The 11,121-nt window shown below is 69.8% G+C and carries 8 protein-coding genes and 2 pseudogenes; 2 read left to right on the forward strand and 8 right to left on the reverse strand.

The window, feature by feature from the left end; all coding sequences use genetic code 11:
- Positions 1-9: 9 nt before the first annotated feature.
- From D9599_RS29230 to D9599_RS29255, 6 genes are read right to left on the reverse strand one after another with little or no spacing between them, the layout of a single operon-like run.
- The gene (locus tag D9599_RS29230) at positions 10-459 is read right to left on the reverse strand and encodes a hypothetical protein (protein WP_198384861.1); all 450 of its coding nucleotides are present in this window, start codon (positions 457-459) and stop codon (positions 10-12) included.
- A complete protein-coding gene (locus tag D9599_RS29235; protein WP_198384862.1) occupies positions 449-1,720 on the reverse strand; it encodes a phosphatase PAP2 family protein in 1,272 nt (423 codons plus the stop codon). The genes D9599_RS29230 and D9599_RS29235 overlap by 11 nt, the downstream gene beginning before the upstream one ends.
- Complete coding sequence (locus D9599_RS29240; RefSeq protein WP_198384863.1) at positions 1,717-3,507, reverse strand: bifunctional alpha/beta hydrolase/class I SAM-dependent methyltransferase; 1,791 nt, start codon at positions 3,505-3,507, stop codon at positions 1,717-1,719. The genes D9599_RS29235 and D9599_RS29240 overlap by 4 nt, the downstream gene beginning before the upstream one ends.
- The gene (locus tag D9599_RS29245) at positions 3,504-4,112 is read right to left on the reverse strand and encodes a CDP-alcohol phosphatidyltransferase family protein (protein WP_198384864.1); all 609 of its coding nucleotides are present in this window, start codon (positions 4,110-4,112) and stop codon (positions 3,504-3,506) included. Before D9599_RS29245 ends, D9599_RS29240 begins: the two co-directional genes overlap by 4 nt.
- Positions 4,113-4,152: 40 nt before the next feature.
- Positions 4,153-7,656 carry an acyl-[ACP]--phospholipid O-acyltransferase gene (locus D9599_RS29250; RefSeq protein ID WP_198384865.1) on the reverse strand — a complete coding sequence of 1,168 codons (3,504 nt, stop codon included), beginning with the start codon at positions 7,654-7,656 and terminating at the stop codon, positions 4,153-4,155.
- Entirely contained in the window at positions 7,653-8,276 is a 624-nt protein-coding gene (locus tag D9599_RS29255; RefSeq protein WP_198384866.1) for a TetR/AcrR family transcriptional regulator, read from the reverse strand. The genes D9599_RS29250 and D9599_RS29255 overlap by 4 nt, the downstream gene beginning before the upstream one ends.
- Positions 8,277-8,617: 341 nt before the next feature.
- On the opposite strand from D9599_RS29255, the pseudogene D9599_RS29260 reads away from it, so the two are divergent.
- Positions 8,618-9,268 (forward strand): annotated as a pseudogene (locus D9599_RS29260) (IS6 family transposase); the annotation flags it as partial.
- Positions 9,269-9,448: 180 nt separating this feature from the next.
- Here the strand turns inward: D9599_RS29260 and D9599_RS29265 are convergent.
- Positions 9,449-10,441: an IS481 family transposase gene (locus D9599_RS29265; RefSeq protein ID WP_198384867.1), complete on the reverse strand. Its 993-nt coding sequence runs from the start codon at positions 10,439-10,441 to the stop codon at positions 9,449-9,451.
- A gap of 35 nt (positions 10,442-10,476) precedes the next feature.
- Between D9599_RS29265 and D9599_RS29270 the strand changes: the two are divergent.
- A pseudogene (locus tag D9599_RS29270) lies at positions 10,477-10,791 on the forward strand (IS110 family transposase); the annotation flags it as partial.
- A gap of 7 nt (positions 10,792-10,798) precedes the next feature.
- Here the strand turns inward: D9599_RS29270 and D9599_RS29275 are convergent.
- The coding region (locus tag D9599_RS29275; protein ID WP_232481082.1) for a transposase at positions 10,799-11,121 on the reverse strand (323 nt) is incomplete at its 5' end.

The raw sequence follows: 11,121 nt of genomic DNA on the forward strand, positions 1-11,121 counted from the left end.
GCAGGTCTCTCACGGCCTTCCCGAGAAAGCCAGCACCGCCAGCACGGCGAGGCCGATCTGGGCGAGGAGGGCGATGCTCTGCCGGGCGAGCAGGCGCCGGGCCCCCGCAATGCGTGGTGCCAGGGGACGCCCGGCCTTGCTCTCCGGCATCAGGCCGAGTCGGCACAGCGCCGCGTCGAAGCCCGCGAGGCCGGGGCCGTCGGCCGCCTCGGCGATCCGGCGAAAGCACCGGGCGTCGAAGCGCACCCGCAGCGCCATCCACGTCTCGACGAGCCCGGCCAGCAGGACCGCCACCGGTCCGATCGCGGCTTGCCAGCTAGGCGCGAGGAGGAGCGCCGCCATCGCGCCCGCGCTGAGCGCGGCGGAAAACAGGTGGATCGCCCAGCCCCCCTCGAGCAGATCGGCGATCGTGGCCGCCGCGGCGCGATCCTCGGGAAAGGGCCCGTTCTCAGCCGGCATCGCGCAGCACGACGGAGGGGCGCGCGGTGCGGATCACGGCCGCCGCCGCCGTCGCATCGGCCGCCCGCCCGGTGCGGACCAGCCAGGCGGACACGGCCGCGGCGCTGCGGGCGTAGCCAAGGGCGCAGCACACCAGCACGGGGCCCTGCCGGCGCGCCGCCTCGATCGCCTCGGCTGCCGTGTCCAGCGTGGCGGCGGCGGGCGGCACGAGGTCCAGGCTGGGCAGGGCGACGCGCTGCCCGGTCCAGCGCGGCAGCGGGATCTCGGCACAAAGGTCCACCACCGTGCTGAAGGGTCCGGCCGCGAGGTCGCGGGCGGAGGGCAGGCGTCCCAACCAGACCCCGTCGGCGACGTGGCACGGCTCCGGCGCCCGTCGCGTCCAGAGCCGCGCGTTGAGCCGGGCGGCAAGGGTATAGGGCGCGAGGAGAAGGCGCGTCGCGAGCGGCACCGAGCCGTCCGCGGCCTTGCCGAAGCCCGCCGCGCCGGCCAGCGCGTAGTTCAGCGCCACCAGGGCGCAGGAGACGGCGGGCCAGAACAGCCATAGCCACCATCCTCCGCCCCAGACCGCCAGTCCCGACAGAGCCAACGAACCCGTCGCGTAGGCAGCCGCCAGGACGAGGCGCCGCCGCTCGCGCACGGGCCGTGCGGCCAGGGGACTGGATCCGCCCTCTGGCCAGAGCCACAGGCAGAGCAGGCCCAGCAGGGCACCGGTCGGCACGTCCACCATGTGGTGCTGGTAGGTGGTGAGCACGGAGAGGCCGATCAGCGCGAACCAGAGGTACAGCGCCCAGCGCGGGATGCGGCCCCGCACGTGCCGGGCGTAAAGGTCCCACAGAATTACCAACAGCGCGATGTGCAGCGACGGGGCCTGGTTGAAGGGCTTGTCGAAGCCCCCCAGCACGTCGAAGAGGAAGCCTGGCAGCCCTGTCGTCTCCGGGCGGTCGAAGGAGAAGCGGAGCGGAAGGGCAATGAAGCACGCCACGGCGACGAGCTGCGCCGTCAGCAGCCGCGCCGCATGGCGGTCCAGTTCGGCGCGGGTGGCGGGGACGAAGAGCGAGGCGGCGTAGAAGAGGTTCACCGACCAGTAGGGGATGATCGTCCAGCCCAGGAAGGGGACGCCGCGCTCCCAGTCGAATACCACGACAGGCACCTCGGCGCGGATCGACGCCAGCCAGTTCGCCAGCCCGTAGCTCGCGTAGAAGAAGACGCCTAGCCCGAGCAGCCAGAGCGCGGCACGGCCCCAGGGGCGCCGCTCGGTCACGGCACCCCCGCCACGCGCTGCGCGAGCGAGACGGTGAAGATGCCCCACTCGTCGATCCGCTGCTCCATCTTGCGGAACCCGGCGGCGGCAACGAGCTGGTCCATCTCCGCCTGGGTGCGCCGGCGCATGACCCAGGCCTGGCCGCCGCGATGGCTGGTCAGGGCGCGGGCGATCATCTCGAGCTGCGGGTGCCAGGGCTGGTTGGTATAGACAAGGTAGCCGCCCTCCGGGATGGCGGCGGCGAGCCCGTCGAGGGAGCGGCGGATGAGGTCGTTGCCGGGGAAGAGCTCGTAGAGGCCGGACACGATGGCGAGCGTCGGGCGCGGGTCGACGGCGGCGAGATTGTCGCGGTCGAAGGCGTCGCCCGCCTCGAAACGGGCAACTTCGCCCAGACCTCTCTCGGCGATGAGGCGGCGGCCGGCTTCCACGTTGATCGGGCTGTAGTCGCGTAGAAGGATGGCGTCCGGAGGCACCGGCGCTCCCTCCATCGCATCGAGCACGTAGCGGCCGTGGCCGGCGGCGATGTCCAGCACCCGCACGGGCTGCCCGGCCTCGCGCAGGCGGCTCATGGCTTCGCGCAACAGTTCCTCCGCGTTCAGCTTGCGCTGCCGGATCCCGCGCCAACCCGGGGAGTCGAGATAGGTGCGATCCATGGCGCGGCCGATCCGTCCCCGGCTGTCGGGTCGGTTGCGATACACGTAGTCCAACGTGGAGCCTGAATCGAAGCCGGTCTCGTGACCGAGTCGAATCCCTTGCGAGACCTGGCCGCCCAGACGCAGCCCCAGCCGCGTCGCGCCCCAGTACAAGCCGCGAGGTGACAGGGCGGGAAGAGGCGTGGCCAGCGCGTCCGCCTCGTCCCGGGTATGGCCGGCCTGGTCGGCATCGAGCAGCGGGACGGGGCGCGGCGGCTGCGCAAAGCGGGCGAGAATGAAATTGCGGACCATGGCCACCACCGGCGCGCGGTCCCGCTCGCCAAGCGTATCGTGGAAGAAGCCGGGCAGGACGTGCCGCTCCTTCACCAGCGATCCCAGCCGCTCAAAGAAGCGGTGCTGCGGCGGCTGGCGCACGACGAAATCCGTGCCGGAGATGAGGAGCTGCGTCGGCGCGACGATGGCGCGGGCGTCCTCCACCACCCGATCAGCGGCTTCGTACAGGCCGAGCAGCAGGTTGACGGCGATCGGGCGTGTGATCAGCGGGTCCGCCGCGAAGGAGGCCCGCCGCGCCTCGTCATGCGTCAGGAGCTGAGGCTTGACGTAGGAGTTGACCTTGAAGTTACCGCGCAGCTTCTGCAGCAGGCGCAGCCCCGGCCGTGCGAAGGGAACATAGAGCCGCACGTCGAAGGCCGGCGAGGCAAGAGTGAGGGAGCGTATGGGCGGCGCGTAGTCATGCACCCAGGTCGCCGCCAGCACGGCGCCGACGCTTGCCGCCACGACGGCCAGGTCCGTGACCGCGACACCGTGCGCCGCCCCGAGATGGTGGACGAAGGCATCGAGGTCGCGCACCGAGGCGGCGAAGCCCGGGCTGCTGCCGCGCTCGCCCCCGGATTCACCGTGCCCGCGTGCGTCGTGGGCGAAGACATCGAAGTCCGGCAGGTCCAGCTCGTCCGCCAGATGCGCGACACGCCCGGAATGCTCGTGCCCGCGATGCACCAGCAGCACGGCGCCACGGCGCGCGACACCGGGCGCGGTGCGCCAGTGGCGGTAGAACAACTCCGTGCCGTCATGGGTGCGGAAGCGGCCGCTCTCGCAGGGCCGGACCGTGGCGTCTTCAGGGGAGGTCATCGTCATGCCGGGTTCTCCGCCAGCGCACCGCGCGCGCGCCGGACGATGGTAAGGAGGAGGAGCAGCGAAAGGAGCGAGGGCAGCGGCCAGAGCCAGCCGGGCAGCCCGCCCGCCAGCCCCGCCCACAGGCCGAGCGCGCCGAAGAGGAGCGCGCGGTCGCTCTTGCCGAAGGGGCCGTCGTAGCGACGGGATGCGCCGATGGCCGGTCCCAGCACGCCGGTGAACTCTGAGAGCGTCGAGAGCAGTACGACGGCGCCGATGCCGCCGGGACCGAACGGGAGGAGCAGGGCAAAGGGGGCGTAGAGCGCGGCGTCCGACACCACGTCGCCGAGCTCGTTCAGCAAGGCGCCGAGGCGGCTGCGCTGCCCGTGCTCCCGCGCCAACATGCCATCCACCGCGTTCAGTGCCATCCGCAGCAGCAACCACGGCGCCAGCAGCACAAAGATCTCGGGCGATACGCCCGCCTGCCAAGCGATGAGCCCCCCGAGGAGGACCGATCCGGCCGCCGCGCTGACGGTGACCTGATTGGCGGTGACGCCGGCCGCGGCGAGGCGAAGGACGAGCGGGCGCAGAAGGGCCTGGAAGCGGGGCTTAAGGGCGTAGAGGGTCATGCCGTTATCGTCCTCCTGGGTGGCACCGGCCTGCTCATCGTCAGGCGGCCGGGCGGGCGAGGAGCGCCGCCTCGACGAGCGCCTGCACGCCGGGAAGGTCGGTCTTGCCGGTGCCGAGCAGCGGCAGCGCCCCGACCGGGACGACCAGTCGGGGAACGGCGATCTCCGCCACCGCCCGGCCGCGCGCGAAGGCCAGCAGCGCCTCCGCGGTGGCATCGGCCCTCGTCGTGGCGAGCACCATCGCCTCGCCCTTCCTCGGGTCCGGGATCTTCACCACGGCGTGCGAGGCGTCGGGCCAGAGCGCGGCGGCCAGTTCTTCGGCCGCGACGAGGGAGACCTTCTCGCCGGCGATGTTCGCCCAGCGCTTCACGCGGCCGATGATGCGCCCGTAGCGGTCGGGGCTCACCGCCACGATGTCGCCGGTGTCGTACCAGCCCCCAGCGGGCGGCTGGATAATGCCGGGCCGGTCGGCCTTCAGGTAGCCAAGCATGACATTCGGGCCGCGAACCAGGAGCTGTCCGCCCTCGGCGATGCCCGGCACGTGATCGAGCCGCGTCTCGATGCCCGGAAGGAAGCGCCCCACCGTCCCGGGGCGGGTGTGCATCGCCGTGTTGAGAGCGAGTGCCGGCGCGGTCTCGGTGGCGCCGTAGCCCTCGAGGACGCGCACGCCGAAGCGCTCGGCGTAGAGCTGCTTCGTCTCTGGGCGGACGCGCTCGGCGCCGGCGAAGACGTAGCGGATGGCATAGAAGTCGTAAGGGTGCGCGAAGCGGGCCCAGCCGTTGAGGAAGGTGTCCGTGCCGAAGGCGACCGTCGCGTCGGTGTCGTAGATCAGCGCGGGCACAATCCGGTAGTGCAGCGGCGAGGGGTAGAAGAAGGTCCGCACCCCGTGCAGGATCGGCAGCAGGGTGCCGCCGGTCATGCCGAAGGAGTGGAACATCGGCAGCGCCGAGAAGACGCGGTCGGAGGCGGTGAAGTCCACGACCGTGGAGATCTGGGCGATGTTCGCCAGCAGCGTGCGGCTGGAGTGGACGACGCCCTTCGGCGCTCCTTCGGAGCCGCTGGTGAAGAGAATGAGCGCGGGGGCGTCGGGATCGGCGCCGCGATCGGCAAGGCGCCGGGCGAAAAGGCTTCCGGCCCGTGCCCGGAGCTTGTCTCGCCAGGTCAGGCTGGCGCGCAGGTCCTCGAGCCAGAGAAAGCTGACGTGGGGCGCCATCCGCTCCACGACCTTTCCGAGCTTGGCCTTCTCGACGAAGGCGCGGCTGGAGACGACGGTTGCCAGATCCGCACCGCGGCAGGCCGAGAGCATTGCGTCGGCGCCGGCGGAGAAGTTCAGCATGGCGGGCACGCGCCTGACCGCCTGGAGCGCCATGAAGGTGACGAGGGCGGCGTTGGCGTTCGGCAGCATCAGCCCGACGGCACCGGACAGGGCGCGCTCCTCGCCGGTGATTGCCGGCATGGGCCGCGGGTTGGCGCGGCGGACGGCATCGTCGAGGGTGGCGATCTTGCGGCCGAGCGCGAGGGCGCCCGTGACGATGCGATCGTAGGAGATGGGCTGCCGCGCGATGTCCTCGGCGATGAGGGTGCGGCCGCCGTGGAGGTCGCGCGCGTCCAGCAGCGCCCCGAAGATCGTCCGGTTCGTGGGCTTCGAGAGGAAGACCGCGTCGGTCATGAGGTCGCCGAGCGCGAGGCCCACCGCCTCCCGGCGCTTGCGCGGTGTCATCTCCGCCGCGCCCTCCGGCCGCAGGTCCGCGGCGGGAAGGATCGTGATCGAGAGCCGCGGGAACCAGCGCATCGGCAGCCTTCCCTTGAGGCGGCTGAGGCGGGTGAACTGCAGACCCTGGATGGAGATCGGGAGCACCTTCGCGCCGGCCTTGTCGGCGACGACGCCCGCGCCCTCGTAGACCTTCATGAGGGCGCCGGTCTTCGTCAGCCGCCCTTCGGGAAAGATCATGAGCTGCCGGCCGTCGTCGCGAACGGCCTCGACCATGCGCTTGATGGCGAAGGGCGAGGCGATGTCCACCTTGAAGATATCGACCGCGGCGAGGAACGGGCGCGTCCACCAGCGCTCCGCGATCGCGGTGTTCACCGCGAAGGTCGGGCTGCGCGGCAGGTAGCAGGCGATGAGGCAGGCATCGGCGAAGGAGAGGTGGTTGGAGACGATGACGAGCCGGTCCCCGGCCGCGCGGTAGTTCTCCAGCCCGCGCAGGTCCACGCCGTGGAAGGTGTCGAAATAGGCCCGGAACAGGGTGCGGAGCACGTCCCGCGGCAGGATCCGCACGATGTAGCCGGCGCCGAGGAGAGTGAGGGCGGCGGTGACGAGGAGCACGTCGGTCACGGACAGGCCGAGAGCGGCAAGGGCCGCGGCCACGCCTGCGCCCGCGACCATCGCGACGGCATTCACGATGTTGTTCGCCGCGATGGTGCTTGCCCGGCGAGCGGGGTCGGAGGTCTCCTGGATGATGGCGTAGAGCGGGACCGAGAAGATGCCGCCGCAGGCGGCCAGCCCGAAGAGGCTCAGGAGAAGGACGATGCCGCCGGCCGAGCGGAACAGGTCCATCGGCCCGCCGGCCGCCGCCGGGCCGAGTGCGGCGGCAACGAGGGCGAAGGCGCCGGTGAGAAGGCCCAGGCCGGCGGCGGCGAAGGGGACGTAGCGGGGGCTCACCTCGCCCCGGAGCAGGCGGGAGCAGAGGAGCGACCCTACCCCAACCCCGGCCGCGAAAATGACGAGGAACAGCGTGAGGACGCCGCCCGTGCCGCCGAGCGTGTCCCGCGCGACGACCGGAAGGGCGGTGATGATCGTGGCGCCCACGGTCCAGAAGCCGGAGAGGCCGAAGATCGAGAGGCGGATTGGGCGGCTGGCGAAGGCGCCCCGCACGCAGGACCAAGCCGCGCGGGCGAGATTGGCCTCGACGGGGGTTCCGGGAGCCACCGCCGTCGTGGGCGGCAGCGCCAGGGCGGCGACGAGGCCGGCGGCGGCGGCGGCGCCGCCGAGGGAGGCAACGAGCGTCGCGCCCGTGGGCAGGAGAATGAAGGCGCCGCCCGCGACCGTGCCGATGACGATCGCGACGAAGGTCGCGGCTTCGATGGCGCCGTTGCCGGCGATGAGCTCATCCTGCCGGAGGTGTTCCGGCAGGATCGCGTACTTCACCGGCCCGAAGAGGGCGGACTGGATGCCGAGCCCAAGGATGACGCCGAGCAGAAGGGTGACGCTCCCCGTCAGGAAGCCGAGCCCGGCGAGCAGCATCAGGCCGATCTCGAAAACCTTCAGCCTCACGATGAGGGCTCGTTTCGGCATCCGGTCCGCGAGGGAGCCGGCGGTCGCGGAGAGGAGGATATAGGGAGCGATGAGGAGCGCCCCCGCGAGGGCCGAGAAGCCGATGCCGCCCTCGCCAAGCCGGAAGAGCGCGAGGACGACCAGGGCGTTCTTGACGAGGTTGTCGTTGAATGCCCCGCAGGCCTGAGTGACGACGAGCGGCAGCAGGCGGCGGGTCAGGATCGCGGGCCTTCCGGCCACGCCGGTAGTCCCTGTCGCGGGGTCGATCATCGGCGGGTGCTCCGAGGCTTGCGGGTTGATCGTTCAGCGGCAGGCGCGTCGCTGCCGGCGTTGAGGGCGCCCCAGGCCATTGCGGCGATCTCCGGGGCCAGGGGCGCGAGCGGCCCGGTCAGGCGGCCGTAGAGCCGGCCGGTCGCCGGCTGTAGGACGAGGCCGATGACGGCGAGGGCGGCGAGGTCGGGGCTGCGCAGGGGGATCTCCCCGGCTGCCATGGCCGCCTCGATCAGCGCGCGGATCACCTCGATCGGATTGGCGCCATCGCGCGGGATGCTCGCGAGATGGTCGTGCTGCCGCAGCACAAGAAAGCGGAAACGGTCGTGGTCCTCGTCATGGAGCTTCAGCACCGTGGCGATCACCGCTAGGAGCCGCTCGCGAAAGGGGCCGGCCGCCGGCGTGGCCTCCCTGATCCGGGCCGCGTAGCCGGCGAAGCCCTCGGCGAAGAGCGTCGCGACCAGGGCGTCCTTGCTTCCGAAATGCGAGAGCGCGCCGGGGCCGGAGATGCTGCAGGCCGCGCCGATATCGCGCATGGAGACGGCATCGACGCCGCGCTCCGCGAAGAGGCGCATGGCTGCCGCCTCGATCTGCTCGCGCTTGCTCTCATAGCGGGCCATCCAGCACCTCTAAGTTACTTATCCGTAGGTAAGTTAGGTATGCTGCTCGAAAATTGGTCAAGCGAAAAGTGTACGGAACCATGCTTGCCGGCACGGCATCTGCTGGGCAGAACAGTTACGCCGCGCTGATGAAGATATGATCAGATCGGCCCGATATCCGGCTTGCCTGCCATCCACGGCCCGGCGAGGGCAACGGCAGCGGCCCGCGGTTCTGTTGCGACCTCGCGGCGCCTCACTGGCTGGGTACAAGCCGTAGCATGGCGAGGCGGCGAGTGGCTTCGGTGAGGCTGGACCGGTCCTCTAACAGACGGCAGTTCACTGCCCAGGTGATCCTCTAGGCGGTCCAGTGGTATCTGATGTTCCCGATCAGTTACCGCGATCTCGAACCGATGCTTCAGGACCGCGGCGTCGAGATCGCACACATCACGCTGTTCCGCTGGGTCCAGGCTTACGCGCCGGAGATCGATAAGCGGATCCGGCCGCATCTGCGGCCGAGCAACGGCTCGTGGAGGGTCGACGAGACCTACGTTCGGGTCAGAGGTCGCTGGATGTACCTGTACCGTGCGGTCGACAGCCGCGGACAGACGATCGACCTCCTGCTCTCGGTCAAGCGGGATGCCGAGGCCGCGAAGCGGTTCTTTCGCAAGGCATCGAGGCAGCCGCACACGGTGAACCCACGCACCATCACGGTGGACAAGAACCCAGCCTACGCGTGTGCCATCGAGCAGTTGAAGGACGACGGGGAGCTGTGGCGCTTCTCCCATCTCCGGCAATGCAAAATTCTCAACAACATTGTGGAACAAGACAACCGGCGCGCGAGACGCATCGTCAAACCGGGGCTCGGCTTCGGCAGTTTCCATACGGCTCGACGAACACCGGCAGGCTACGAGGTCATGGCGATGGTGAGGAAGGGGCAGCTTCGGAAGATCGGCGGGCGCGACATGCGGGCCCAAACCAGCTCTGTCACCGAGCTGTTTCAGGTTGCTGCCTGATCCGCCTGCTATCCAGGACACCTGCGGCCCGCCGCGAAGTTTCCAACACAGCCCCTACAACCGTCGCAGGCTGCACCGCCTGCGGCGGGCCACCTGATCCACATGCGCTGATCGCAAGCCGACTGGCCGAGGTGGCAAGCTCAGGGTGCGAGGCGGGCGGAGAGGCTGCCCGCGGCCGCCCTAATTGTTTGGTCTCAGGATTTGGTGGTGCGGGTCAGGGATGAACCTGGAGGGCTCTTCCGTCCAGGCTTTGCAGATGGCTTCGTAGGGTGTGAGGCCGCGTAGGGTCTTCAGCCGACGGGCGAAGTTGTAAGCGGCGACGAAGTCGGTGAGGTGCTGACGGAGCTGGTCGTGGGTCTCGTAGTGGAAGCGCCTGACGGTGGCGTCCTTGATGGTCCGGTTCATGCGCTCGACCTGGCCATTCGTCCGCGGGTGCCGAGGCTTGGTAAGCCTGTGCTCGATGTTGAGTTCAGCGCAGGCGAACTCGAAGGCATGGCAGAGGAACGGCTGGTTCCGGGCCAGCATTTGCCGGATGTCCGCGGGCGTCCAGCCCTCGCCACCGGGCTCGGTAAAGTGCGTGCCGTTGTCGGTGAGCACGGTGTGGATGCGGTAGGGAACGGCGGCGGCGAGGGCGCGCAGGAAATTGCTGGCGATGCGGCGCGTGGCCTTCTCGTGCAGTTCCGTGAAGGCGAACTTCGAGGTCCTGTCGATGGCAACGAAGGGGTAGAGCCTGCCTTCCTCGGTCCGGACCTCGGCAAGGTCGATGTGGAAGTAGCCAATCGGGTAGCGCTTGAACTTGGAGCGTCTTGGCTTGTCGTCCTCGGTGTCCGGCAGTCGGCTGATGCCATGGCGCTGGAGGCAGCGGTGCAGGCTTGAGCGGGTGAGGTGCGGGATGGTGGGCTGGAGGGCGTAGAGGCAGTCGTCCAGCGGCAACAGCGTGTGGCGGCGAAAGGTAACGACCACAGCCTCATCCTCGACCGACAGAACCGTCGACCTGGGCTCCTGAGGGCCGGTGCGCCGGTCGGAGACGGAGCTTCGCTTCCTCCACTTCGCCACCGTCTTCGGGTTCACCCCATAGCGCTTGGCGAGCCCCCTCAGGCTCTCTTGACTATGCTGTATCGCTCGACGGACCGCCGCTTTCGTTGTGGCGCTCCCGTGTTGAACCTGGCCCATAGCGCGTCCTTCCACGCCTGCCGGAAGACTGCACCATGAAACCCTGGGATCAAACAACTAGGGAGGGCATCATGGTGCAGTACGCGGCGCTGGATGTTTCGGACAAGGACACGGCCATTCACGTGCTCGACGAGCATGGCCGGCTGGTGTGGAAGGGCAAGCGGGCGAGTGAGCCGGAAGTGCTGGCGACAGCGCATCGCCGTCACGCCCCAGAGCTGCGGCGCATCAGCCTGGAGACGGGGCAGCTGACGCCCTGGCTGTACCACTCGCTCAAGACACTCGGGATCCCGGTGGTCTGCCTCGACACCCGACACGCGCGGGCGGCGACGGCGCTGCAGCGGAATAATACCAAGCGCCTCAGACTTTGACGTGTGCCCAGGAGCGGCGCGTGATGGAGGCAATCTGCTCGGGCGTGCTCATCAGGGCGGACCAAGCGTGGCAACAAGCGTCGACAATGGCGTCGTAGCTGTCCCATACGCGGTGGCTGAGCAGGTTCTGGCGCAGGAACTCCCAGACGTTCTCCACCGGGTTCAACTCGGGCGCATAGCGCGGCAGCGGCAGGAAGCTGATGTTCGCGGGCAGGCGCAGCCTGGGTGAGGTGTGCCAGCCCGCGCCGTCGAGCACGAGGACGGCGTGCGCGCCCTTGCTCACGCTGCGGCTGATCTCTTCCAGGTGGATGC

It is taken from the genome of Roseomonas sp. KE2513, assembly GCF_016107305.1.
In the GTDB taxonomy this organism is placed as follows: Bacteria; Pseudomonadota; Alphaproteobacteria; order Acetobacterales; family Acetobacteraceae; genus Roseomonas.

What these genes read in the sequence shown, in the direction of transcription:
- D9599_RS29265 (WP_198384867.1), bottom strand. Translation starts at nt 10,441, where the DNA reads ATGGGCCAGGTTCAACACGGGAGCGCCACAACGAAAGCGGCGGTCCGT.
- D9599_RS29230 (WP_198384861.1), bottom strand. Translation starts at nt 459, where the DNA reads ATGCCGGCTGAGAACGGGCCCTTTCCCGAGGATCGCGCCGCGGCGGCC.
- D9599_RS29255 (WP_198384866.1), bottom strand. Translation starts at nt 8,276, where the DNA reads ATGGCCCGCTATGAGAGCAAGCGCGAGCAGATCGAGGCGGCAGCCATG.
- D9599_RS29250 (WP_198384865.1), bottom strand. Translation starts at nt 7,656, where the DNA reads ATGATCGACCCCGCGACAGGGACTACCGGCGTGGCCGGAAGGCCCGCG.
- D9599_RS29245 (WP_198384864.1), bottom strand. Translation starts at nt 4,112, where the DNA reads ATGACCCTCTACGCCCTTAAGCCCCGCTTCCAGGCCCTTCTGCGCCCG.
- D9599_RS29240 (WP_198384863.1), bottom strand. Translation starts at nt 3,507, where the DNA reads ATGACGATGACCTCCCCTGAAGACGCCACGGTCCGGCCCTGCGAGAGC.